At 39.6% G+C, this 25499-nt stretch carries 18 protein-coding genes; 6 read left to right on the forward strand and 12 right to left on the reverse strand.

Annotated features, from left to right (window positions below):
• Nucleotides 1–120: 120 nt before the first annotated feature.
• Complete coding sequence (locus AAEY68_RS17910) at nucleotides 121–1620, forward strand: phospholipase effector Tle1 domain-containing protein (RefSeq protein ID WP_350586600.1); 1500 nt, start codon at nucleotides 121–123, stop codon at nucleotides 1618–1620.
• Between the two features lie 379 nt (nucleotides 1621–1999).
• Here AAEY68_RS17910 and AAEY68_RS17915 read toward each other — a convergent pair whose 3' ends face one another.
• From AAEY68_RS17915 to AAEY68_RS17940, 6 genes are all read right to left on the reverse strand, one after another.
• Nucleotides 2000–3094 (reverse strand): Fic family protein, encoded by a 1095-nt coding sequence (locus AAEY68_RS17915; RefSeq protein ID WP_024593195.1) that lies wholly within the window; start codon nucleotides 3092–3094, stop codon nucleotides 2000–2002.
• A gap of 416 nt (nucleotides 3095–3510) precedes the next feature.
• A complete protein-coding gene (locus AAEY68_RS17920) occupies nucleotides 3511–4584 on the reverse strand; it encodes a HipA domain-containing protein (RefSeq protein ID WP_350586601.1) in 1074 nt (357 codons plus the stop codon).
• Nucleotides 4585–4780: 196 nt separating this feature from the next.
• A complete protein-coding gene (locus tag AAEY68_RS17925) occupies nucleotides 4781–5164 on the reverse strand; it encodes a HipA N-terminal domain-containing protein (RefSeq protein WP_350586603.1) in 384 nt (127 codons plus the stop codon).
• Nucleotides 5148–5474, reverse strand: coding sequence for a helix-turn-helix domain-containing protein (locus AAEY68_RS17930; protein WP_029751221.1), 327 nt, complete (start codon nucleotides 5472–5474; stop codon nucleotides 5148–5150). The genes AAEY68_RS17925 and AAEY68_RS17930 overlap by 17 nt, the downstream gene beginning before the upstream one ends.
• Before the next feature lie 272 nt (nucleotides 5475–5746).
• Nucleotides 5747–6880 carry a DUF1570 domain-containing protein gene (locus tag AAEY68_RS17935; protein ID WP_350586604.1) on the reverse strand — a complete coding sequence of 378 codons (1134 nt, stop codon included), beginning with the start codon at nucleotides 6878–6880 and terminating at the stop codon, nucleotides 5747–5749.
• 2 nt (nucleotides 6881–6882) lie between these two features.
• Nucleotides 6883–7368, reverse strand: a complete 486-nt coding sequence (locus AAEY68_RS17940; RefSeq protein ID WP_350586605.1) for a hypothetical protein — start codon at nucleotides 7366–7368, stop codon at nucleotides 6883–6885.
• Between the two features lie 686 nt (nucleotides 7369–8054).
• Here AAEY68_RS17940 and AAEY68_RS17945 point away from each other — a divergent pair.
• Nucleotides 8055–11207, forward strand: a complete 3153-nt coding sequence (locus AAEY68_RS17945; protein ID WP_165726385.1) for a DEAD/DEAH box helicase — start codon at nucleotides 8055–8057, stop codon at nucleotides 11205–11207.
• A 46-nt stretch (nucleotides 11208–11253) separates the two neighbouring features.
• Here AAEY68_RS17945 and AAEY68_RS17950 read toward each other — a convergent pair whose 3' ends face one another.
• From AAEY68_RS17950 to AAEY68_RS17975, 6 genes are all read right to left on the reverse strand, one after another.
• Nucleotides 11254–12081: a hypothetical protein gene (locus AAEY68_RS17950; RefSeq protein ID WP_165726386.1), complete on the reverse strand. Its 828-nt coding sequence runs from the start codon at nucleotides 12079–12081 to the stop codon at nucleotides 11254–11256.
• Nucleotides 12078–13667: a hypothetical protein gene (locus AAEY68_RS17955; RefSeq protein WP_165726387.1), complete on the reverse strand. Its 1590-nt coding sequence runs from the start codon at nucleotides 13665–13667 to the stop codon at nucleotides 12078–12080. The genes AAEY68_RS17950 and AAEY68_RS17955 overlap by 4 nt, the downstream gene beginning before the upstream one ends.
• A 4-nt stretch (nucleotides 13668–13671) precedes the next feature.
• Nucleotides 13672–15144 carry an OmpA family protein gene (locus AAEY68_RS17960; RefSeq protein WP_350586606.1) on the reverse strand — a complete coding sequence of 491 codons (1473 nt, stop codon included), beginning with the start codon at nucleotides 15142–15144 and terminating at the stop codon, nucleotides 13672–13674.
• A 104-nt stretch (nucleotides 15145–15248) separates the two neighbouring features.
• Complete coding sequence (locus tag AAEY68_RS17965) at nucleotides 15249–18203, reverse strand: DEAD/DEAH box helicase family protein (protein WP_165726389.1); 2955 nt, start codon at nucleotides 18201–18203, stop codon at nucleotides 15249–15251.
• Nucleotides 18204–18806, reverse strand: a complete 603-nt coding sequence (locus AAEY68_RS17970; RefSeq protein WP_350586607.1) for a class I SAM-dependent methyltransferase — start codon at nucleotides 18804–18806, stop codon at nucleotides 18204–18206.
• Nucleotides 18807–19346: 540 nt separating this feature from the next.
• Nucleotides 19347–20591: a UPF0149 family protein gene (locus AAEY68_RS17975; RefSeq protein WP_350586608.1), complete on the reverse strand. Its 1245-nt coding sequence runs from the start codon at nucleotides 20589–20591 to the stop codon at nucleotides 19347–19349.
• A gap of 196 nt (nucleotides 20592–20787) precedes the next feature.
• On the opposite strand from AAEY68_RS17975, the gene AAEY68_RS17980 reads away from it, so the two are divergent.
• The 4 genes from AAEY68_RS17980 to AAEY68_RS17995 all read left to right on the forward strand — a co-directional run bounded on the left by AAEY68_RS17980 (nucleotide 20788) and on the right by AAEY68_RS17995 (nucleotide 25426).
• Nucleotides 20788–21528, forward strand: a complete 741-nt coding sequence (locus AAEY68_RS17980; RefSeq protein WP_350586609.1) for a substrate-binding periplasmic protein — start codon at nucleotides 20788–20790, stop codon at nucleotides 21526–21528.
• 7 nt (nucleotides 21529–21535) lie between these two features.
• Nucleotides 21536–22276, forward strand: a complete 741-nt coding sequence (locus AAEY68_RS17985) for a substrate-binding periplasmic protein (protein ID WP_350586610.1) — start codon at nucleotides 21536–21538, stop codon at nucleotides 22274–22276.
• Nucleotides 22277–22568: 292 nt separating this feature from the next.
• A complete protein-coding gene (locus AAEY68_RS17990; RefSeq protein WP_010555514.1) occupies nucleotides 22569–24167 on the forward strand; it encodes an ABC-F family ATPase in 1599 nt (532 codons plus the stop codon).
• 515 nt (nucleotides 24168–24682) lie between these two features.
• Nucleotides 24683–25426: a ferredoxin--NADP reductase gene (locus AAEY68_RS17995; RefSeq protein WP_101164395.1), complete on the forward strand. Its 744-nt coding sequence runs from the start codon at nucleotides 24683–24685 to the stop codon at nucleotides 25424–25426.
• Nucleotides 25427–25499 lie beyond the last annotated feature (73 nt).

Below are 25499 nucleotides of genomic sequence, written 5' to 3' on the forward strand. Positions count from 1 at the left end.
CAAGTGCACAAAAAAAGCCAGGAGCAAAAGCTACTGGCCTTCAATTAAAACCGTCAACGTATTTTAGGACGGGACACATTGTCTGTGTAGAGTATTTAAAACAACTAAGGGAATTGGGTTATGACGGGTAAAACGCTAATTTTTAACTTTGACGGCACAGGAAACGAGCCCCGTGACGCAGAACAATTTAGCTCAGATCATTTTAAAGAAGACTCTAATATTACCAACATTCTAAAACTGCATTTACTGCTTGGCGGTAAATTAGAAGACTCCCCCATTACTCCTTTTGCTAACCAACTCAGTTTTTATTATCAAGGTATTGGTACTAAAGGCAGCCGCCTTAAACGTATTTTAAACCAAACTCTTGCACCTCGTGGTGACGACGTAGCCAGTATTTTAAATCAAGCATTAAGCGACTTTAAAGCTCACTACCTAATAGGCGATACCATACTGCTAACGGGCTTTAGCCGAGGCGCTGCGCTTGCCAGACGTTTTGCTAAATGTTTAGAGCCCTTAATAAGCAACAACGTGTATGTATGTGTGTTTGATACCGTCGCCTCTATTGGCTTGTCAAAAGTAAGTAAAGCCACACGTGGCGCAGAGCACGTTATTTTTGAAAACCACACCATTGCCAACAACATTACTCACGCGCTGCACTGCGTAGCCCTTGACGAAAAACGCCGCGCCTTTGAACCCACACTCATGAACCATCAAAACAATATTACCGAGCTATGGTTTGCAGGTGCGCATTCAGACATTGGCGGCGGTTACTACCGCGATGGCCTAGCCGATATTAGCTTGCGCTATGCACTTGAGTGGTTAATAGAACAACCGCTTAATATATCGTTACTCACTAGCCACGATATAGATTACGAAACCCTACTCCCCGATAGCAACTTAGTAGCACAAGATGACGTAACCGTAACGCCCGATCCGCTCGCATTAAGTCATCAACAAAATTACTTTTGGTTTAACCCGTTTTTTAAATTAGTAGATAGAGAGTGCTATGTATTAATTGATGACGAAGCCAGCAACCTTGAGCCCTTAGTGCACTTCAGCGTAGCCGAACGCATTAATAAGCTAACCAGTTACCGCCCAGAATCGCTTAAAAAACTGCATTACAAAATTAGCTACAACGACAACACCACGCTTAGCTTTATTGGTTTAAGCCAACATATAGAACTGGCTAATCAAAACATGAGTGTGCTGAGCATTAACCAAAGCCAAGATGTAATGGTATTTGCCTCTGAGCAATACAACGCAACCGGCCTCATGCTAGAGCAAGGTGCTACGTACCGCTTTACCCCATACCCAAATCAATATTGGTTTGACGATGGCATAAAGTGCACGCCATTAGGCTGGAACCGCGACAACGTACAACTTGGCGTAAAAGAAATCCCAATGGCCGTACTCGAACCATTTAGACGATTTCCTCGCGCACAATGGTTTTCACTCATTGGTGCTATTAATAAAAACGACGACCACCTTTTTGAAATAGCCAACGGCGCCGATATTAAAATAGATAAATCAGGCGAGTTTTGCCCATTCGCAAACGACCTAAGCCGCTTTTACGGCGCTAATGCAGGTAAAATAAAAGTGAAAGTAACGCGGCTGGGATAAGAGGTTGCACAGTATTTAAAATTGTAGGCGTGAGTTTATCTCGCGCTTTGGCTTTATAAAAACACCCGCGAGGTATAAAACCTCACCTACAACAATTAAACCACTGCACTGAACAAACCCGTAGGCGGGAGTTTACCTCGCGCTTTGCCCTCTAGTAATTCAGGCTCATAACTCCCAATCAACACTGCAAAGCCCGCCTAAACACCTGTAGGCGCAAAGCTTGCTCGCGCGAAAAGCGAAGCTTTTAAATGGTAGGTGCGATTTTACATCGCGCTTTCGCTTTATAAAAACACCCGCGAGGTATAAAACCTCACCTGTAACAATTTAAAACACCTATTCGCCTCACACAATGAGGCAAACAATATGTGTAATTGCCTCATTAGGCAATTTTGTAACGTGTACTACGCCCACCTGCGGCGGTTTTTGTTAAAAACCCAAGCGTTTGCAAGTCCGATAAATGGCGTGTTGCGGTTGCACGGCTAACCTTAGCCACCTTTTGATACTGACTCGCACTAATACCCTGTTCAAATTGGCCATCAAGTAACTTATTAAGCACTTTTACTTGCTGCTCACCTAACTTTGTTTGATCTTTACTTGCCCAGTAATTGGTTTTAAAAATTGTTTGCTCAATATTATTAAGCGTATGGTGTATCGCATTATTAAGCGTACGTAAAAACCACTTAACCCATTGGGTAATACAAAGATCTCCACGTTGAGTGGCTTCAAGCACCTCGTAATAGCTTTTTCTGTCTTCTAAAATAGCCACCGACATAGCGTAAAACCGAATTGACTCAGCATGTTCTTGCGCTAATGCCTGGTCGGTTATAAGCCGAGTAATACGCCCATTACCATCCTCAAGTGGATGTATTGTTACAAACCATAAGTGTGCGATAGCTGCCCGAATAAAAGGGTCTATTTGAGGATCGTTTTGCGTTTTGTTAAACCAGTTAAAAAATAGCGACAGCTCTTTATTTACTAACTCTTTTGGAGGCGCTGTAAAATGTAATACCGGTTTATCTAAACGCCCCGACACCACTTGCATTGGCTCGTCACCACGCAATTGCCCGCCCTCAATTTTAGTAAATAAGCTTTGCTCACCTGCAAATAATAAGCGATGCCAATTAAGCACTCGCTCTAAATTAAGCGGTGAGTCTGTGTTATTTATTGCATCAAGCATAATCTCTGCAAGATTATCGCTTTGCACTGTTGTTGGGTAAGGTTGCTCATTAATATTGAGCTTTTTAGCAAGAGAAGAACGAACCGAAAATGCATTAAGCTTTTCACCCTCAATCGCACTGGAGTGAATAATATTTGCAAGTAAGGTATCAAGGGCTTGCTGCTTTTGTTGAGCACTTTGCACGCCCATACGCCCTACTAATAAACCTTGATTATATGAAAGATCCCTTAGCAAAGGAGCAAGCGCTGCAGCATCCCACGTAAAGTTTGGCCAGTTTTGCTGTTGCCATATCCACATAGTCTTTAGTCCTAAAGGTAATTAGCTTCAGTCTATGTTATTTATTTGCCTCATGCAATGAGGCGAATAGAAGAGTTAATTGCCTCATTACTTTTAAGCGTTAAACAGAACAATAATTCATTTTTCAATGGTAAAAACAATCCATTTATAAGCGAGGTATAAAACCTCACCTACATCATTGCAAACACCACTCTCAACAAAAGCGTAGATGCAATTTTATATCGCGCTTTGGCTTTTAAATAAGGACAAGTTAAGCACCTGTAGGCGCCCAGCTTGCTCGCGCGAAAAGCGTAGCTTTTAAATTGTAAGCCGGAATTTATCTCACGCTTTTAATTTTAATTTGCAAATATCGCGTTGATGCTGACAACCAAAATATGAATTACTTACTCAAAATGCATGTATTTATTTTCTGAAATTTAAATAAATGCATCCATATTTGGTAGTTGTATTATTTGCTCACTCAGCTTATTTGCAGCTTTATTAATTATTTTTATGCACAAATCAATGTGTGCTAATTCAGCAGTGGACAAGTTATTTTTAACAGCAGAAACTTTAGCCGTATCAATTGCGGCTAATACAGAGTCAACGGTTTGACTCATAAGTAGTTGCATCCGTGGTAGTGAAATAGCAAATTCATCAGCAAAATCAGCTAACATGTAAGCTGTAATCTCATTAGTAAAATTGCCTGCACTTTGCGAATTATGCTCACCCACTGACATAGCATAACACCTTGATATTTTGGGCTGTAGATAGCCCATATCACGGTCAATGCTTCCCTGCTCAATAATAGCCTCTATATTTACCAAGTCGTAAAACGGCGTAAGCTCTAAACCATTTTTACCAACAAAAAAACTAATGTTTTTGCCATGAGCATCGTAATTACGTACTAAAATATTAAATGTCATCCAACGAATAAGCTGAGCCTCATACGCTTGTACATTCGTTGTTTTAACATTAAAGAGTTTTGCAAAAGAAACGCCATCTCGAATATAAATACCATCCCCATCATCACCATGCTGACGCTCATATTTATAAGAAGGAGGTAAATTAGTGGCTTGGCAACCATCAATAATATGACGACGTAATACACGGTTTTGATCTTGTGTAACGCGCCTATCAAAGCGATCTATTACAAATACTCTTATATCTGCGTAAGTGCGCAACTCAACATGGGGAACATTGAGCCCCGACTCTTTTGCCAAAAGCATGGTAAAAAGTTCATTTACTGCAATGAAAGGCGCGGTACCTGTTTCAAATTTAAAAATTTTATTAGAACATAGCTCCCCTTCACCAAATCCTAATTTACTATCGATTTCGAGTAGGTTTAGTTTGTCTTGAACGCTAGCAACAGAGAGCCGAGTTCGGCCATCCCAATGAGTAATTGGCTCTCCAACTTGTACAAAGCGTTTAAGTTTTTGGCTTAGCTCGTCACTAGGGTCTGTTGTTCTTTCAAGGTTAAATTTGCAGCAGCCTGTTTGGTATTTAGGCAAGGCAGAGCCTATGCAGTGTGGTATTCCCCATAAATGGGCGATAACGTAGCATTAATGCCAAACAGGCGCTGCCCAAAGGGTTCTTCCTAGGAGCTATTTACTCTTTGTTGCTCGGTTTTTACTTAGCCCACTAGGTTGCAAATCTCGCGCCGCGATTAAATAGCTCCTAGTTTGGACAAATTTTAATCCGCAAAGATCAACAGACCCTAGTTACTTCACGAAAAGATGTTTGCTTTAAAGTACTGTTACTTGCTCTAAACGACAAAGCGCCTGACGTTTCCTCGCCAATTACTTTAATCAAACCAAACGTATTATTTTTAGAGATAGTAGTACTACTTATAATCTCATCAAGACCTTTGCCCTCGGGTAATAAGTTTTGTAAATAATTACGCACATCACGCGAGTCAAAATCACCATTGAGCGGTAAGTGTGGTGAAATAGCAAAACCCTTATTAATCCACTCAGGCTCATAGGTAAATGTAATTTCATTTTCAGAGCCTATATCAAGGGCTATCGCACCTATCTTCTGCGTATGCCCAATAAATACATCTAAGCTATTTTTTTTAATACCACTGCTCATCGCTCACCTCATCCTTGTTATTGTGGTGCGACTCGTCATCACTGACAAGGCTAAACGACAACCCCAAGTATTCCATCACTTTGAGTACATTAAAAAACTGCACATTAACATCACCTTTTTCTATTTTTATCAGCGTAGGCTTCGAAATATTAAGAGCTTGCGATACATTAACCAGCGTAAGCTTCATGCCTGTTCGCTTTGAAGTAATCGCTTTAGCGAGTCGCACCGACGAAAACGGCTTTGATAAATCAGGCATCTCAGTGCGTTTAACAACTCTTCCAAGTGTTTTTTTTGCTGGTAATTCACTCATTAAAGGTCAACTATAGTTTACTTATACAATTTATTTTAGAGTAGCCTACCCAAAAGTCAAATATAACTTACTTTTAAGTTTGAACGTATATTTACTGCCTATAAGTAAACCTTACTTTACTTATAGGCAGTAAAATAAAACACAACCCCATAAGTAAAGCATAAGTTACTTATGGAAAGTTAATGACATTTTGAGCTTAATAGACAAGCTAAACACCTGTAGGCGCCCAGCTTGCTCGCGCGAAAAGCGAAGCTTTTAAACTTTTACCTTATTTAAAATATATGCGCTTTCAAAAGTTTTTTTAACCTCTGAGAATATTCACGATTAAGATTAGGAAATTGCTTATACATCATCGTTTTTAATTGCTTTTCAGATAGCTTATTACAGAGAAATTCTTGCTCAGCAAGCATTATATTCTTAAGTAACGATCGCCCTGCTTGAGTATCCATTAAAAAGTAAATTGCAGCCCAACTGCTTGCATACAACTTACTGGTATCACCTTTTTTCCACGAGTCATCCAAACCCACTAACGAATCAATCGAAAATACACTTTTAGTAATATTGTTATTTTTCGTCCATGAACTATTCGGCTCAACAATAGCTGTTTGCATATTATTTTTAGTAAACTCAAAGTATTCAGCAAATCCCTCATTAAACCATCTCGGGGTGTAGCCTAAGACCGCTTTATTAATGGCGTGCACTGCTTCATGTACCGCAGTTCGCATTGCACTGTGTGCATTATCATAATGAATAAAAGCAGAATTACTCGCGTGAAAATACATACCCGCAGTGTTTGTAGAGTCACCACCGCGTTGCTTAATTGCGGCCTCATAAGTACCGCGCGTAGGCAATACCGTTAAATTAAGCTTTACCTTTTTAAGTGCATGCACGCCAATAATCTGCCCGTATACTTTAAATACAGTATTGAGTTTTATGCGTAACTCTTGGTTAAATGACGAAGGTAAATTAGGCGTATTTAAAGTTAGGTCAAAGTAATCTAACGGTTCAATAAAACCTGTATCGTAAGTTGCTACTGCAAAATCCGGTTTTTTATCACTAAAATGCGGCACACCGTCACTGTCTGTCCATGTAAATATATCGCCATTGCGTTTATATTTAACCTTACCCAACGACACATCCACGCAGCGAGTATTGTTAGCTTGCGATAAATGATTATCGGCAGGTACTGATACATTTTGTAAAGTTGCCGAGCTTACATTTTTGAGCTGTTTAGTTGCTAACGGTTCAGTAGCTACCTGCGACGATAAACTACTATAAATTCGTTTAACCTCGCCTATAGGATCGTGATAATTAAATACCCGCCCAGTAAAATGATTAGCAATGAGCGCCGATGCAATTAGTAGCACAAAAAATACAAACACCACACGTAATTTTGTTTTGAACATATTTATGGGCGCCCTTGCCACTGTGCTTCAAACAACTCTTTTTGCTTACCCCGATACTCGCTACACCATACAAAGTCGGCCGACTCCATCCCTTTCTTACGGCAACGTTTAGGCAATTTATAAAATTTTGACCAAGCATCAAGCTTAGCGGCATCTTTATAGCTATCGCTATGCAAAGACATGTTTGATACTTTATGATTGAGTAACCAATTGCTATTAGGCGTACGAGTTGGGGTAGAAGAAGTAGCCTGATAAGCGCTGCCACTCTTTTTAGGCTTACTGCAGTGATTAGCAAGTAAAGTAAATAGCGCTTTATCGCGCGCAGTTAAACGCTCACCTTCTTTATTACTGTAGCCACTTCTAAATTGAGACCAAATAGCTTCGCGCTGCTTTTTAATGCTATCGCATTGGGCTTGTGTGTAAGCCTCACCAGCTTGAGGAAAAGTTGTAAATACGCTAATAAATACCAGTAAAATCCATTTAATCATTATTCATTCCCTGAATTAAAGCTTTAAAATAGTGTACCTATAAATGTGAAAAAACACATCAACATTACTAATCCAAAAAGCAAATATTAAAGCTATGGGTGGGAGTGCACCTTGTGTCTTGGTTTTTATAAAGCACCCGCGAGGTATAAAACCTCACCTACAATAATTAAACCACCGCACTCAACAAAAGCGTAGGTGCGATTTTACATCGCGCTTTCTCTTTAGTAACTAGCTCATTACCCCAATCAACGCTACAAAGCCCGCCTAAACACCTGTAGGCGCCCAGTTTGCTCGCGCGAAAAGCGAAGCTTTTAAAATAATTTACTTATATCGCGTTGGCGATGGCAACCAAAGGGCGGATACCGCCGACCGCCCCTTGGAACCCCACGGCGCCCCTCAATTTCACTTATCTTTAAACAAATAATTAATATGAACGTAAACGCGATGAAAGCACATCCATGTGCAAGCATCGCTTTCCTCGAATCCATGCGAGGTAATTACTCATTAATTATGTGTTTGCAGGTGAAGTTGAAGGGGATAATTTCTTAACATCGTCCTTTAATTGCCCTATCGGCTAATACTTAACTCACACGTTTGTACTTAATTACTAGTAACTTAGTCGATTAATACTTGTAGCTGTACCGCATTTAAGTAAACTAACCACTCGCAAATAGGGAGTGGTTTTAATGCAGCAAATTGGTATTTACGAGCAGTTAATTACGCAAGTAATTGAGCAAAACTTAAATCGTGATCAATTTTATGTGGGCGAGCGTCAGCTTGAAACGGCCGAAGCCGCAACATGGCTTTCACGCTTTTTAAGTAAACTTGTAACGCATGCAATCGATGCCATTCCCAACTCGAACGAGCGCCTACAAGAACAAATTAGCCTAGCTAATAGCCTTGTACTTTGGCTTAAAGATCATATTCGTGATGACGAGCTAATAAACGAAAACCTTATCGACAGCCAAGGCCGAATACTTACCGCGCTGTTTAATACCCAAAACCCTATTGCGGCCAACCTTAAAGATTATTCAAGCGATATATTTCCACTCACAGGGCTCACACAAAGCGAGTTATTTAGCGGTGCTAATGCAGGTATATCGCTCGAAACCGAGCTAAAGCGCGAGATTAAATCGTCCGACACTATTTACTGGCTTGTCTCATTTATAAAATGGACGGGGCTGCGCATTTTTAAAAATGAGCTTGAAGCGTTTACCAAAAGCGGTAATAAACTCAAAGTTATTACAACTTCGTACATGGGCGCAACGGATGCTAAAGCCGTTGAGTTTTTAGCAAACCTACCAAATACCGAAGTAAAGCTAAGTTATAATAATCAGCAAGAACGCCTACACGCAAAGTCATATTTATTTATGCGCAATACAGGTTTTCATACAGGGTATATTGGCTCGTCTAACTTATCGCATTCGGCGCTTACCAGCGGCCTTGAATGGAACTTAAAAATTACCGCGCAAGAAATCCCGCACATAATAGCTAAAACCAAAAGCACCTTTGAAACCTACTGGGAATCAAAAGACTTCGAGCTATTTACAAGCGCTGTTGAGTGTAAAGAAAAGCTCATTAATTCACTTAACGAGCAACGCGGTGTAGGGCAATCAAGCAGCCAGTTTTATTTTGATATAACACCAAAAACGCATCAGCTCGCTATTTTAGAAAAGCTAAGTGCTGAGCGCAGCGTACATAATCGTTTTAAAAACTTAGTAGTTGCTGCAACCGGCACAGGTAAAACAATAATATCGGCGTTCGACTTTAAAACCGTTTACGATAAAAACCCAAATGCACACTTTTTATTTGTGGCCCACCGTGAAGAAATACTAAAACAAGCGCAAAGCGCTTACCGTGGTGTGCTTAAAAATAACGACTTTGGTGAGCTGTGGGTAGGTAACTACAAACCACAGCGCTACAATCAATTATTTGCGTCAATCCAAACATTAAACAGCCAAATTAAATCGCTCAATTTAACCAGTGATTACTACGACTACATAGTGATAGACGAAGTACATCACGTAAGCGCTGCCAGTTATCGCACTATTTTAAGTTACTTTACGCCCACAATATTACTTGGCTTAACCGCTACACCAGAGCGACAAGATGGCGCAAATATACTCGATGATTTTTGCGGAGTAATAGCCGCTGAAATTCGCTTACCAGAGGCAATAAATCAACGCCATTTATGCCCGTTTCAATACTTTGGATTGGATGACGATACCGACCTAAGCCAAATAACATGGCGAGGCGGCCGTTACGATATAAGCGAGCTAAGTAACCTTTATACAGGGGAGAACAGCCGCGCTAACAAAATTATATCGAGCCTTGCTGATATAGTTACCAATGTTCACGCTATTAAAGCACTCGCGTTTTGCGTAAGCCAAAAACACGCAGAATTTATGGCTAAAAAGTTTAACTTAGCGGGTATAAACGCCGATGTACTCACCAGCAAAAACACTAATGAGCGCGCGACCAAACAGCAAGCACTACGCCAAGGCGAAATACAAATACTTTGCGTGGTTGATATTTTTAACGAAGGTGTCGATATCCCAGAGGTCGATACTCTACTGTTTTTACGCCCAACTGAAAGCCTAACGCTGTTTTTGCAGCAACTAGGCCGTGGTTTGCGCCTGCCCGACAACAGCCAAAAGCAATGCTGTACCGTGCTCGACTTTGTAGGTAATGCCCGCCCAGAGTACGACTTTGCCAGTAAGTTCCGCGCGCTTATTGGTAAAAGTAATCAGCCAATAAAAACCGAGATTGAAAACAACTTCCCGCATTTACCACTAGGTTGCCGTATAGAGCTACAAAAACGCACACAACAAACAATATTAAAAAATATTCAGCAAGCTATAAACTCTAAACGCCGTTTACAGCAGCTTATAAATAGCTATCCACAACATACTAATGACGCGCTTACGCTAAGCAATTTTTTACGTATAAACCCACAAGTCACGCTTGAAGATATATACAAACCAAAAGATAAAAAACTCGGCGGCTGGCACTGGCTTAAAGACGATGAAATACCCGCAGAGCAAGCCGACATTTACGCCGCGTATTACCGCGCAATCAACACCCAATTACTCGGCTGCGACTCAATCAGTTACTTATGCTTTTTACGTGATTTATGTAATAACAACTTTAGCTTTACCCCAACAGCGCAAAACCAACAGTACGCGCTTATGGCGCATTACAACTTTTGGGATAACACAGGCACAAGTTTAGGATATAAATCACTTGAACAAAGCTTACAAGTACTTAAACACAAAGAGCTACAGCACGAACTTGCACAAGTAATTACGCTATTAATAAACCGTATTCACCAGCAAGAAAGCGATTTAGCGTGCCTACCTAATCACGCCATAAAATTACACAGTCGCTACACACGCCAACAAATACTCGCAGCATTTGGGGCGCACTCGTTTGATAAAAAATCGACCGCCCGCGAAGGCGTTCTAGAATTTAAAAATCAAAACCTAGAGCTGTTATTTGTAACGCTCAACAAGTGCGAAAAAACATACTCACCCACCACGCTGTATCACGACTACGCAATCAGCCCTACTTTGTTCCATTGGCAAACGCAAAACAGCGCCCGCCCAGAACACGGCCGTGGCCTTAGTTATATTCAGCACCAAAAAACAGGCAAAACCATCCTGTTATTTGTGCGCGAACAAGGCAAAGATGAAAACGGCAGAACTATGGGATTTGTAAACTACGGCGAGGTTAAATACCAACACCACAACGGTAGCCAGCCAATGAATATAACGTGGGAGTTAACCAACCCCATGCCAAGTGAAATGTGGCATGAGGCTGGGAAGTTAGCGGTTGGATGATAAATAAAGCAGACAAAAAATGACTGCTATATTTTAAGTATAAACATCACTCAATATCGGTTAAAAGTTTTGGGGTACCAAATTGCTTTAGCGAGCCACCTGCCTGCTCAATAACTTTCAACCAAAACAATTTAAGTGAATTAAGGTCTGCTTGAGAAGAATATGCTCGCCCACCGTTTGCGTAGCCGCCACCTATAACAAATACATCTACTTGAGCTAGCGCAGTTGGAGAAACAACTGCTGAATACTTTGCAAATTCATCATCCGCATTAATGGCTCTAATACTGCCTGAAGCATAAAAACTAGAAATATCAGAATTTTCCAACATATCAGATACAAGAATCATTATTCTACGTTGAGTATTATTTTTAATATAAATAGCTGAAGATACATCCAGTATTGATCCCACAAGCTCAGTTTTAGGATAACTTTGATCGCTATCGTGGAATGAAGCTTTCAGTTTTTCATGAACCAGAACAATAGCTTTATTGCTTTGCATCTCCATACATTTATCAAATTTCCCTAATTTTATACGGTTCATTGCATTGCGCTGTTCCTCCTTGAGAGGCTGGTCAAATTCTCCTTCAAATGCAATGTCGGTATAGTGACCTTGTGCATTTGCTGAAAAGGAAACTATTCGAATGCGATCACCAGGACCTAAAAGTTGCTGCACTTGTTTATGGACACTTTTTTTAAGATTTGTATCTAAATTCACTGTCTGATCGACTAAAACAACAACATCTCTAATTGAGGTAGCTGGTTTTAATTCAGTCATATCAGCGTAAGTATAACAAGAAATAATGTCATCTCTATCCGTCTCAGCAAAGGCTAAAGAGCTAGTCATTACTGCTAGCAACATCAATTGCTTAATCATAATTTACCTTCTGCTTTTAATTTTTCAAGAACACGAGCTCTCTGCTCTTCTGGAGTTTCTTGTTTCTTAGCCTGTGCTTCGGCAAGAATCTGCTTTTCTAGTTCTTCATCACTTAACGATTGCTCTTTTGTTTCGGTAAGAATCTGGCTCTCAATCTCTTCATCTGTAGGTTGTTCAATCCGAGAATTAGAGCTCACAGCTTTAAATTCATCCGCCGTAACTTGGCTAGCAGACTTAGAAATAATATCTGAGTGCTCACGCTCTCTCTCAAGCATAGTTTGTGTTTGTCGATTTCGACTTGATAAAGACTGTTCTGACTCTTGCTCTACATACCTAAGGAAAGTTCGGTCAGATGCCTTCTTAAGTAAATCTGATACACTGCTATTCATAGTGCTATCTATAAGCACTTTGGCCATACGAGATTGCAAGTCTCCAAGTGTTTTTTGAGCACGTTGTGATATTCTCTTGCTCTTTGCATCCATTGCAGCTTCATATTGATTTTTTGTGTTGAACTTGTGTGTATTCTTCCAAGCCGACTTTGAATGTTTGCCTACAAAACCAAACTTAAAAGAAACCCAAGTAGCGAATGCTTGTAAAACAATAAATAAAATAGCAAGCATACCAAATGTAGCCCAGCTACCTTCTTTTGTTGCCTGACAGATCTCACTTTCACCTTTTCCTACAGCTTCTGCTGAAACTTTCTGAGACTCAAGCGGAGGTGGTGGTGTTGAACTATATAGGTCATCCAAGCTTGTTAAAGCTGCATTTGATGTTGCTGAACTAGGTTGGCACATTGCATCTTGTGTTTGTGCAACTTCGAGTGTTTTAACTCGAACAAAAGTAATGATGATACCTATAGCAATAATTGCGACTAAAGCACCTATTGTAAATGTATGTTTCTTCCTTGGAGAATTAACATCTAACCGATTAAGCCGTTGCTTATATTTTGGTCCATTTTCATCAGTAAAATTGTCAATTTCGTAGTCAAAATCGATATCATCTAAAGTTCTAGGTCTACTTTCTGTATCATCAACTTGCCAGTTATTACGTATACGACCAAGAATGCCGTTACGATAAAGCTCATGACCCATCATATGAGTCAAAAATGCAAGAATAACTGCAAAAGCAATTGCCACAATCCAAGTCATTGTAACTCGTGTATTTTCAGATGCGCTTAAGTCAATGAAACCAGCCATTGTGTAGCTAAAACCCCAAGCTTCTAAAACGAGAACTGCAAACAAGCCAAGCATCAATAATGTACCTAAGGGCTTCCTCCCTGATTCACCTACAATTGATAAATATTTTTTACTAGATTCGTAATAATCTCCATCTTTATGAATTTGAGAGTACAATTCACCATAGTCTTGACAGACAACTGTTTCTGAATGAAACCAGCGTCCGGCAGTATCTGGGTTTTTAGCCAGTGAACGTAATTTACTAAATAAAAAGTTATGATATTTAAATCCTTTCCACCACAAACTAACAGCATCCCAGTTGGTGTATGCAATGTACGCCAAAATAGAAAGCGTAGCAGCGATAACAATAAGAATATCGCGATAAGTTTGTAATACACTGAATAAGTCCATCGTTTTATCCTTTTACTAAATTCATGTTGAATGCTTTTGCCATTAATTCATTATTTTCTTGATAAATAACAGCACTAGCTTGTGTCTGAGTAGAACCATTGGTACTAAATACCACATCACTACAGCGCATTAGTGCATTATCATCCTGAGCAAACATACGAACTAAAACAGTTCCGTCTCCACGGTATGTTTCTACACTTACAGGGTATTTAAGATCAGCCTTAGTTGCGCTGCCATCATATTGTTTATAGAAACTGAAATATGGTTTATGCGTAGGGTTAAGATTATTCTTTTCTATACCGATAGGACCAAGTGTTATTGCTGTAGAACCAGCCATACCGTACCATGCAGTTCCAAAAAGATTACTAATACTGTCTGCAACTTTAGCTTTCTGAATAGGCCTTCCGTTATATGGTTTAAGTGAAGATTGAACAACTGGTGCCGCATAGGCACAACTTCCCATAAATTCGGAATCGTCAGCATTTGCAGCTGTAAAAAAAGTCATAAACGACTCTTCTTCTCTTTCACCCAAAGCTGTTATCACATAACTCTTATCAAACTCTTCAAGTTTAACTCCCTGTAACCCAAGGCTTATAGAGTGCTGATTATTACTTACAGACACGGTGGGGGTAGGTAGTGATTTTTTAGTTTTAACTATAACAGGAAGGTCATTTATTACATTTTCAATACGTGTTTTCTTTGCACTTGCAACTTGGATAACCTGCTCATCTGATACAGTATTCGCTTGAGCCGACTCGCCGGTTGTATCCATGAGCACGTCTATTATTTCAAAGCGACGATTTTTGCTTTTTCCTTCATTCGTTAAGTTACTCGCTACAGGTTGTGACTCGCCCACACCTTCAAAAAACAGACGGTTCTCATTTATGCCAGCATTTACAAGTTCATTAGCAATAAATTTTGCGCGCTTTTCTGATAAGCGTTGGTTAAACGCTGCAGACCCTGAACTGTCTGTATGCCCAACAACATATAGTTTTGAAGCTGGATCAAGTGATTTTACATAACCTTTGAGAAATTTTTGTAAGTTTGCAAGTTGTTCAGAATCTGTTATTTGGGCTTTTCCTGAGTCGAACATTGGCTTTTCGGTGGATAATGAAAGCTGAGACGCTATCACGTTTTCAGTGGCGTTTTCTGAAAAGCTAGCCCCATTAGCTTCGTTATTAGAGATACGCTCAAATTCTGGTTTTAATGAGCTTTCCTCTGCAAGTTTGGCTAACTCCTCTTCTCTTTTATCTAAATAGTAGCCTGCGCCACATCCAGCAATAAAACCTACCCCTGCGCCCATGACTGCTTTTTTTGGATCGCCTGTTACCAAAAAAGTACCTAACGCACCAACTACAGCCCCACCAACACACCCTATAGTTGTGTTAGATATATTATTTGTAGCAGCACAACCGCTTAGTACTAACGGAGCTGCAAGCACTAAGGCAGCAGTTCTATGGATTTTTTTACATTTCATTTTTTATTTTCCTTTTTGAAATGATTACTTTTAATTTATACAACGCAAAAATAAACTGCAATTTAAAGCTTTGCCTGGAAGCTGCGCACCTAAAAATGATCAAATTACTCTGGTACTATTTGTTTAAACCGTGCGAACGTTCGCATGTTTTCATCAGCAATCATTACTTCATAATCTGGGTTTTGAGCGATTAGCTCATATTGCCCGTTTGGTAATTTATTAACTTTACGCAGTAAATATTGCCCTTCTCCAGTTATATCATCTCGCTCTATCGCGACAATTTGGCCGCGTAGCGATCCGGCTTTATCAGAGGTTATAAGCTCAAGTAGCAGTAAGTCGCCATCGTAAATTGGGGCTTTACCGCCGTTCATAGAGTTACCCGATGCACGTGCTAAAAAATGTACGTTTGGATCAAGCTTGCCTGCACCAAAAGGTGCGTCCATTAATTCCATATCGCTTTCATCCCCTGTTTTAAAATGCCCGCAGGCAATTTTAATATTAGGGAAGTACGGCAGTTTTAATGCGTTATCTTGCGCGTTTGCTGTATCGGCAAGATCTTTAAACGCTAGCTGGGTTACATTGTCAGCTTTTTGCTCTGTATTTTGTTCCGTGGTTGGCGTTTTTACTTTTAGTCGCTGGCTGTATTTAGCTAAGGTGTATTCAACCAGTTCTAACACGGCGCCGTTTAGTAATTCGCATTTTTCTGCGGGTACGTCAAACGTGGCTTTTACGGTGTTATTTTGTAAGGTAAACCATTGTGTGCCGTCTTTATTTTTATTGGTGTAGGCTTTAATTGGATTTTTACGCCAGTAGCTTTGCCATGTTTGCGAATCTGCAGCTGCTTGCTGTTCTTTAATAGGTAAATCGTGTTGCTTTAAATTTGGATGGCGCGCGAGTACCTTTGCACTCATTACAGCAAGTTCTGCAACTGTTGGGGGGTTAGCAAAGCCATTTAAAGCAACATAAGCCTCAAGCAAAATAGCTTTGAAGCATTTGGTCATACTGGTTGTTTGTATGCCTTTATGTAAAAACTCGTAAAACGGTGCTAATTGCTTGGCACTTTGCTGTGCTTCGTCATCAATATTTTGTGTTTTAGCAATTAGATCAAACCAACTAGTGTAGTTGCTGTTTACCTTTTTTATATCGCCGTAGTGGTAGTAAAACTCACTTAATGTAGGTAAATGCCCTAGTTGCTCGGCAAGTTGTGTTATATCTTCTAACGCTGTGGTGCGCTGTATTTTGGCTAGCTGCTGCCAAAAGTTGGTAACTTTTAAGTCAATATTTATAAAACAGCCATCAGCAAGGTTTGGTTTTTTAAGCTTTTTAACTACACCAGTTGGCGTGGTTTCATGAAGTAGCGCATAAGGTTTATTTAAAAAGCTGTGGTGGTTACCAATAAAATCGAGCACCACTAAATGTGTTTTACCTTCGAGGGTGCGTAAACCCCGCCCTAATTGCTGTAAAAAGAGTATTTTAGAGTCGCTTGGGCGCAACATTAATATGGTATCAATGCTTGGTAAATCAGTCCCCTCGTTAAACAAATCAACGGTAAATAATACTTCAACTTGACGCTGTTCTAATTGTTTTAGTGCATCATTACGGCGTACTTTTGACTGGTTATGTACAGATAGCGCTTTTACACCCGCGTTATTAAATGCAGCCGCCATATAATCAGCATGTTTAGTAGATATACAAAAACCTAATGTGCGCTGCTGTTTGTATTGCTGCCACTGTAAAAGTGCGTGGTCTGCCCGTTTTTCGGTTGCAAATTTGTTTTCAAGTGCTGTTGGATCAAATCGGCCATTACGCCACGGAATAGCTTGGTAGTTTACGTTTTCATCCCAAATACCGTAGTAATGAAATGGAACTAACGTTTTTTGGTCTATCCCCTGCGTTAAGTTACGCTCAAATACTAGGTTGTTGTCGCATAACCCTAAAATATCAGCTTGGTCGGTACGCTCTGGTGTAGCTGTTAAACCCAGTAAAAACTTGGGTTCAAAGTAGTTTAAAAGCTGGCGATATACGCGCGCACTTGCATGATGAAATTCGTCAACAATAATGTAATCAAATGCTGTTGGTGCAAACTGCTTTAAGTGATTACTTCGGCCAATGGTTTGAATAGAGGCAAATAAACACTCAGCGTTTTTGTCTCGCTGTTTACCGTTATAAAACCCAGTAGATAAAGTAAGTAATTCAGAAAAAGTACGCTGTGCTTGCAAAAGTATTTCTTCGCGATGCGCTACAAATAAAACGCGTTTAGCTTTGAATTGTTTTACATCAAATGCACTTAACCATGTTTTACCCATGCCCGTTGCTAATACCACTAAACCACGTTTAAAACCCTCTGTACGGGTTTGCGCTAGGGCATTAAGCGCTTCAATTTGAGCTGGCCTTGGTGTTTTAGCTTCATTCTTTTCAATAACTTGCTCAGCTGTATCAGCGTGGTTTACCGATACAAACTGCTGTGTTTTACGCCTAGTAATGTAGCTATTTATCCATTCATGGCTTAAATGGGTAACAAATTCGTGATTAAAAATATTTTCAAAAGCTGTGCGAATACTTAAAAACTGCTTTGCTGCTTGGCTTGTTTTTGGTTGTGTATAATCGTGTCTAAAATTCCACTCATGACCTTTGGTTAATGCGCTGGCACTAATATTACTTGAGCCAATAAAGGCACAGCCATCAGTAATCTCTTTTTGGTCGTTTGTTTTTATAAAAATATACGACTTCATATGAAAACTTTGATTACTGTGCGTTTGGTAAATACGCACATCGGCTCCACGATCTACTAATGCCATAAGTTCTCTCAACGCATTAGGGTGAGTAATATCAAGGTAGTCTGAGGTAAGTAGTTTGAGCGTTGCGCCGCTTTGTAAAGCTTCGCTTAGGGGGTCGAACAACAGTGCTAAGCCACTTGGCTGAATAAATGAAACTGTAATTTCAATCTCAGTGGCATTGTTTATGGCATGTACAAGGTTGGGTAATAACGGATCATTATCACCCGTAATAAGCTGTCGGTTATTATTCTGCAGGTGTTGATGTTCGCTAAAACTATTCACTTATAATTTCGCTTTGCTATGCGTTAACAAGGCATTTAACCATACTTCGCTTTCGCGCCCTGGGCGCTGATCAACACTTTGCCAGTGCTTCATTATGCTCAATTGCGTGTGCTGATTGATTAAATTACTTAATAATTGCTCGGTTAAATCGGTAAATTCACGACCATTATGCACACGTTCTGTATCGCCATATTTAAACGATATATACAAAACGCCATTCGGTTTAAGCGCATTTTGTAGGTTTAAAAACACCTGCGGTAACTCAGCCTTTGGAACGTGCAATAAACTAGCGCAGCACCAAATCCCGTCGTATTGATTTACACTATTTAGCTCTTGGAATGTTTTAACCGCCACAGGTTGCTGTAAGTAACTGCTTGCCAACTCTGCCAGCTCTGGGCTTGCATCAAACGCACTTACAGTGAAACCCTGCGCTTTAAAAAATGCGGCATCGCGCGCACTGCCACAACCGGCATCTAAAATACTCCCGCGTTGTGCAACGTGCGGTAAAAACTCAGCATAAAGCGCCGACATATCAACGTTAAGTGTTGAGTCGCTAAAAGCTTTGGCGTTTTGGTTGTAATAAGTAAGTGTGGTGTTTGACACGAGACTCACCGCTCCTTGGCTAATCGTTTAACAGCTAAGGCGCTGTTAATACTGCATTCATTATTCGTTTAATCTACAGGAACAGCCGCATTAAATATAGGCTTAATAAGTAGAAATTTTTAAATTCATACGCCATTGTCATTAAGCACTGATGTTAAATGGCACACGCGGTATAAAAAAACCGGGTGCAAATAACTAAATACCGAAAAAGTAATCATTAAAGCCTTAATGACTGATTAGGTACTCATTAGTGAATTAGTCGCTGGTGTAGGTGGCTACAATACACGGCAACGTAAAACCAATAAAGCGCAGGTTATTAACGATGATTTTTGAATGTTATGTGTTTATTGACGGGCTTGAAATTTATTATTTCAAGTATGGCGCTTTGCGAACATAAGCGACACTGATGTTGCACGCTTAACAAGCGTGATTTCTACTATTGAATAAAAACTTAAAAAGCGGTTATGCACTTCAAAATTGAATCTGCGGTATGTATAGCGCGACATAAATCACGCTTAGCACTTTTTACGCGTTTAGTTATTACTTTTTTCTTAGCCAAAAAAGACTCGCGGGAACCGAAATCCATGCTTGTTTACCTAACGAATCAAGATAAACAGCGACTTCTTCTTTACTGCCTGGGCTGAAGTATGGTGGCTGTTGTTCTTTTAGTTTTTCTTGGCCGGTGAGTATTTTGCTAAAGTGTTTATTTTGCTGCTGGAGCATTTTTTTGTAATCGTTAGCGGGTTTTGAATCACCATGCTTTACAAAAGCACTTAGCGCACGGCTTGCTGTTGCATGTAGTTCTTGAAAATCAAAGTCGGCCAATAGAGCATCCAACTTGTCCCATTGTTTATCAATGATTAGGCAATTCATTAATAAAAAGCGGTTTGCTTGATTATCGTTTGGGTTTAGCTTTAATAACGCTTCGAGTTCTGACTGTGCTTTTTGGGTATAACCATGCAGTGCATGTATTTTTGCTCGATGCGCGCGAAGCATCATATAAGGGCGGGTTTCGTGCAAGCCCCAAAAGTGCCCAGTATTGTCTTTAATAAATTGCTTTGTTACGAGCCCACTTTCCATTATGTCTAGCAACATTTGTATTGGCTCAAGTGCTTTTAGCTCGGTGTCGGCAAGTACCAGTTCAAGTAATTCATCAAGCTCATCTAATTCATTTGGCTCTTCGTCTAAAAAGCTGTTGTTAAATTCGGCCTCATCTTCATCACTTAAAGTTAGGTCGTTACTAAATCGAAGTTCAAAAATAGCGTCGGCCATAAAATACACATAATTACGTTTATATTCTTGGGCGTTGTATTGGGCAAATTCACCAAATTCTTTGGCTGCTGCTTTTTCATTAGAAAATGCTTTTAAAACACTGCTTAAGTTATTAAGTGCCTGTTTTTGCCCTGCATCAAGCATACGTTTATTTATATTTTTAAGCGCCTGTAAAACCCCTTTACAGTAACTTGGTAGGGGCATGTTCGGCTTTAACGAATCCCGATAGTCTTGCTTGGATAGGCTGCATTTTGCTGGCATTTTTAATTCGTTTTGAATTACTTTATCCATGCTTTGGTTATACAGAGCCATTAAGCTTTCGAGGTATTTTAGCTCGCTTTCTTTTTGAAAGTTAATATCTCCAAATAAATCAGGTTGCCACTCACTCGGGGTGAGCATTTGAGGTAATGCACCTAACCCCATTAAATAACCTTGTATAAAATAGTAGTTTGGTTGTTTAGTGCTTAATTCACTGAGTTTTATAACATTGTTGCGAATTTTAGTTGGCGACATAACGTGCCCTGCTATGTATAAATTTATTATTAGTGTACCCATAGATAAGGTTACCAACAACGCTAGTTTGGTTGTTTTATCCTAAAATGAATTTTTAACGAAATATTTACAAATTTAAACAAACCCACGCCGCTAAAATACAAAAGCTGGTTTATACTGTTGTAATAATGAGCAAAAATAATAACTATGAGGCGTAATGAATAAATTAATTACCGTATTTTTATGTTTGCTGTTTACGGCTCCATTTAATGTATTTGCTTGTGAAAGAACCTTTAGCGTGGCATCGCACGATGCTTTTTGGCCGCCTTATGTAATGGGCATTAACGGTAAGCTGCAAGGCTCGGAGGTTGATGCACTTAACATTATATTTGCTGACTCCCCTTTTTGTTTTGAAGTTAAGTTACTACCAAATTCTAAGCGGGCTTTTATTGAGCTTAAATACGGCCGTATTGATTTAGAGTGGGCTGCAAGTTATACAGATGAGCGCGCTAAATATGTGCACTTTAGTGATAACTACCGAACTGAAGTTATGCGTTTATACGAAAACAAAAATAATCAGCATAGCGTTAAAAACCTCGAAGACATTTTTAAACAAGGCTTTATTGTTGGCGCTAACTTTGGAAGCTACTACGGCGAGGAATTTGAGCAATATAAAACTAAATATAAAAAGCAGATTGAATACACCAGTGCAACCAGTAAACGCTTTGAAATGCTTAATAAACAACGTATTGATTTTGCTATTGAAGACGAGTTAGTGGGTGCTTATTTTGGCCAAAAGGGCTCAAATATAAAATTAGTAACCAACATTGAGTATGTAAATAAAGACGATATTTATTTAATGTTTAGCAAAAAAACGGTGTCGGTTACTGAGCTTGCAGTAATTAATGAGCATATAAACAAAAACAAAACAGCACTTAAAGCGCTGTTTAAATACTAGGAGTGTAATGAAAACTTTATTTTTAACATTTACTACACTGCTATTTACTCACTTTAATGCCCTTGCGTGTTCAAAAACATTAGTGATGGGCACTAACGAAACTAATTGGCCGCCTTACCTTGTTAAGCAAGGTGATACATTTTTAGGCACAGAAGTGGATGCTGTAAACGCTATTTTTAAAGATTCAAAATTTTGTATTAAATGGACTTATTTTCCGAGTTTTTCGCGTGTTCAGGCTGAGCTTAAAAATGGCCGAGTAGATATAACCTACGCGGCAAGTTACACAAAAAAACGTGCTCAATATGCGCACTTTAGTTTGCCCTACCGCGCAGAAGTTATGCATCTTTATAAACATAAAGACTCGCCTGATGTAGCAAGTTTACCTGAGCTTTTTAGTAAGGAGTTTACAGCTGGTATTAACCGAGGAAGCTTTTTTGGTAACGAGCTTGAACAACTAAAAACTAAGTATTCAACACAGGTCGTGCTTACTGCTCAAGCAAATAATCGATTTAGTATGCTAGATAAAAAACGAATTGACTATGTTATTGAAGACTCAGTGGTTGCGCAGTACTTTGTAAAAAAACACCCCTCAATTACGCAGGTAAAGTCTATTACACCGATTAACGTTAACAATGTGCACTTTATGCTAAGTAAGGAGTCGCTAACACTTGATGACGTGGCGACCGTTAATCAATTAATTACTAAAAATGCAGCTGCTATAAAGTTAATTTATCAACCTGTGCATTAAAGCATGGGCAATAACTTAGCTCTTTGGCTGCGCCCTCTTTAATATTGTTTGGCATTAGTAATTATTTACATTGTGGCTGTAAGCACATTCAACACTACATACGCTAAAAATAGTGGCTTAAAAACGAGAATTGCCGTTATTTTCGCTTGGTTATAAATTAGCTGCCTTTTATCTTTCATTCGTTGTGGCTGATCTGTATAATTCGCCAGCTAATTTACCCTATTGTCTGGTTCTTGTTTGTGGCGTGTTGCTGCAGCGTACTCCTGTCAGTACTAATCTAGGATTACCCTTTTTGATCTCCACCGCAAATATTACGATGCAGTTTGGCGCAGAGCCGTTGTTTGAAAACATTTCAGCTAAATTTGGTAACGGTAACCGTTACGGTTTAATTGGCGCTAACGGCTGCGGCAAGTCGACTTTCATGAAAATTTTAAGCGGTGCGCTTGTTCCAAGTGCGGGTAATGTATCTATTACTCCAGGGTTGAAATTAGGTAACCTAAGCCAAGACCAGTTTGCTTTTGAGCAATACAGCGTTGTAGACGCGGTAATTATGGGCGACGTGGAGCTTTGGAAAGTAAAGCAAGAGCGCGAACGTATTTACTCGTTACCAGAAATGAGCGAAGACGACGGCATGAAAGTAGCCGATCTTGAAAGTGTATTTGCTGAAATGGACGGTTACACGGCAGAAAGCCGCGCTGAAGAAATTTTGCTTGAAGCGGGTATCGATAAAGAATTTCATTACGGGTTAATGGCAAACGTTGCCCCAGGTTGGAAACTACGTGTGCTTTTAGCTCAGGCGTTATTTGCAAATCCTGACATTTTGCTACTGGATGAGCCTACCAATAACTTGGATATTCATACAATTACGTGGCTTGCTAACGAGCTTAACAAACGTAAATGTACGATGATTATTATTTCGCATGACCGTCACTTTTTAAACTCGGTATGTACACACATGGCCGACATTGATTACGGTGAGCTGCGTATTTACCCTGGTAACTACGAGAAGTTTTTAGATGCTGCGGGCCTACAGCGTGAGCAACTTTTAGCTGAAAACGCTAAAAAGAGCGCTGAGATTGACGAGCTACAAGACTTTGTTAACCGTTTTGGTGCTAACGCTTCAAAAGCTAAACAAGCGAGTTCGCGCGCTAAAAAAATGGATAAAATTAAGCTTGATGAAGTTAAATCTTCAAGCCGTATGAGCCCATCACTTTCGTTTGACGAAGGTAAAAAAATGTATCGTCAAGCGCTTGAAGTTAATAAGCTTGGCCATGGTTTTGATGGCGAAACGTTATTTACTGGTGGCGACTTACTACTAGAAGCTGGCGCTAAGCTTGCTGTAATTGGCGAAAATGGTGTGGGTAAAACTACATTTTTACGCTGTTTAGTAGATGAGCTTAAAAGTAATGAAGGCGAAATTAAATGGTCTGAAAATGCGACCTTTGGTTATTGCCCGCAAGACAGCACTAAAGATTTTGAAAACGATTTAACGTTGTTTGATTGGATGTCGCAATGGCGTACAGCTAAGCACAACGATTTAATGGTTCGTGGCATGTTAGGCCGTTTGTTGTTTACAGCAGACGATTCAAACAAAAAAGCGCGTAACTGTTCTGGTGGTGAAAAAAACCGCCTGTTATTTGGTAAGTTAATGATGCAAGACGTTAACGTTCTTGTAATGGACGAACCAACTAACCACATGGATATGGAAGCCATTGAAGCGCTTAACAATGCGCTTAAAGACTTTGAAGGTACGCTTATTTTTGTAAGCCATGACCGTGAGTTTGTATCGTCATTAGCTACGCGTATCATTGATATTAAAGATAAAAAAGTAATCGACTTCCAAGGTACGTTTGACGAATACCTAGCAAGTTGTGAAGAGAAGAAAGCGTAAACTTTTTCTAATTGCTTATAAAAACGGTGCTAAATTTAGCACCGTTTTTTTATGTGTGGAATTTGAGTTTAACTATAAAATTAATTAATAAAGGCTTAAATAAATAATTCACTAAGAGGTTAAGAGACGCTACGCTTTTAGAGTCAGTGATAAAATACTCGTTTCTGGCTTGGTTCTTCTCATTTACTCCTCTTTGGCTTCTCCTAGTGCAATAGTTTTTCAAGTAAATAATTCACTAATGGTGATATAAGACGCAGCGCTTTTAAAGTGAGTGATAAAATAAAAAAGCACTGTTTTTTTGACTTTATTTTTCTTAGTTACTGCTGCTTCGCTTTTCCTTATGCAATTAATGGCTCTTATCGCAGAGCTAATTATTCACATTATTTTTATTGGTAAATACTGCATACATCACTGCTTTAAATCTAGTCATATTCTCCTGTAAGTCTTTGTCACTTAATGCTAATGTTTATGGAGTGAGTTATTTAAAATTCTAATGGCTAAACCAAGAGGTAACTATGTCTAATTGGGTTGAAGCAACAGTAAAAAGCGTAACATGGTGGAGCGAAACGCTCTTTAGCTTAACCGTTAATGCTAATGTAGAGCCGTTTAAAGCAGGGCAATTTACAAAGCTTTCTATTATGGATGGCGACAAGCGTATTGCTCGGGCTTATTCATATGTGAATGCCCCTGAAAATCCCGATCTTGAATTTTACCTTATTAACGTTATTGACGGTTTGCTTTCTCCTCGTTTAGCTACATTACAACCTGGCGAAACCGTATTAATAGAACAACACGCAACTGGCTTTTTTACCCTTGATGAAATACCACAAAGCGATCAGCTTTGGATGTTAGGTACTGGCACTGCCATAGGGCCTTTTTTATCAATATTGCAACAGCCCGATGTGTGGAAAAAATACAAAAGCATAAACTTAGTGCATGGTGTACGTTTTAATAACGATTTAAGCTATCAGGCACTTATTAACGAGTTATTAAGAGTGTACCCAGAACAACTCAACTATATTCCGGTTGTAAGTAGAGAGGAGCCATTACAAGGCTTAAGTGGCCGGATTACTAACGCTATTGAGAGCAACGGCTTGTTTGAACATGTAAAATTAAATCCTGAGCCTAGTAACGCGCAATTTATGATTTGCGGAAACCCACAAATGGTAAAAGACACAACCGCGCTACTTCTCGATAAAAACTTTACGCGTAACCGCCGCAAAGCACCCGGTAACATTACTGTAGAGCAGTACTGGTAGGCTACAGTGGTGGTATTAACTACCCGATAACGTTAAAATTTGCTATGTTGCACCCTTATACCAATATTAGCAA

Origin of the sequence: Pseudoalteromonas sp. RB2-MNA-CIBAN-0110 (assembly GCF_040309305.1) — a bacterium.
Classification (GTDB): Bacteria; Pseudomonadota; Gammaproteobacteria; order Enterobacterales; family Alteromonadaceae; genus Pseudoalteromonas; species Pseudoalteromonas arctica.

What these genes read in the sequence shown, in the direction of transcription:
- AAEY68_RS17910 (WP_350586600.1), top strand. Translation starts at nt 121, where the DNA reads ATGACGGGTAAAACGCTAATTTTTAACTTTGACGGCACAGGAAACGAG.
- AAEY68_RS17915 (WP_024593195.1), bottom strand. Translation starts at nt 3,094, where the DNA reads ATGTGGATATGGCAACAGCAAAACTGGCCAAACTTTACGTGGGATGCT.
- AAEY68_RS17925 (WP_350586603.1), bottom strand. Translation starts at nt 5,164, where the DNA reads ATGAGCAGTGGTATTAAAAAAAATAGCTTAGATGTATTTATTGGGCAT.
- AAEY68_RS17930 (WP_029751221.1), bottom strand. Translation starts at nt 5,474, where the DNA reads ATGAGTGAATTACCAGCAAAAAAAACACTTGGAAGAGTTGTTAAACGC.
- AAEY68_RS17935 (WP_350586604.1), bottom strand. Translation starts at nt 6,880, where the DNA reads ATGTTCAAAACAAAATTACGTGTGGTGTTTGTATTTTTTGTGCTACTA.
- AAEY68_RS17940 (WP_350586605.1), bottom strand. Translation starts at nt 7,368, where the DNA reads ATGATTAAATGGATTTTACTGGTATTTATTAGCGTATTTACAACTTTT.
- AAEY68_RS17945 (WP_165726385.1), top strand. Translation starts at nt 8,055, where the DNA reads ATGCAGCAAATTGGTATTTACGAGCAGTTAATTACGCAAGTAATTGAG.
- AAEY68_RS17950 (WP_165726386.1), bottom strand. Translation starts at nt 12,081, where the DNA reads ATGATTAAGCAATTGATGTTGCTAGCAGTAATGACTAGCTCTTTAGCC.
- AAEY68_RS17955 (WP_165726387.1), bottom strand. Translation starts at nt 13,667, where the DNA reads ATGGACTTATTCAGTGTATTACAAACTTATCGCGATATTCTTATTGTT.
- AAEY68_RS17960 (WP_350586606.1), bottom strand. Translation starts at nt 15,144, where the DNA reads ATGAAATGTAAAAAAATCCATAGAACTGCTGCCTTAGTGCTTGCAGCT.
- AAEY68_RS17975 (WP_350586608.1), bottom strand. Translation starts at nt 20,591, where the DNA reads ATGTCGCCAACTAAAATTCGCAACAATGTTATAAAACTCAGTGAATTA.
- AAEY68_RS17980 (WP_350586609.1), top strand. Translation starts at nt 20,788, where the DNA reads ATGAATAAATTAATTACCGTATTTTTATGTTTGCTGTTTACGGCTCCA.
- AAEY68_RS17985 (WP_350586610.1), top strand. Translation starts at nt 21,536, where the DNA reads ATGAAAACTTTATTTTTAACATTTACTACACTGCTATTTACTCACTTT.
- AAEY68_RS17995 (WP_101164395.1), top strand. Translation starts at nt 24,683, where the DNA reads ATGTCTAATTGGGTTGAAGCAACAGTAAAAAGCGTAACATGGTGGAGC.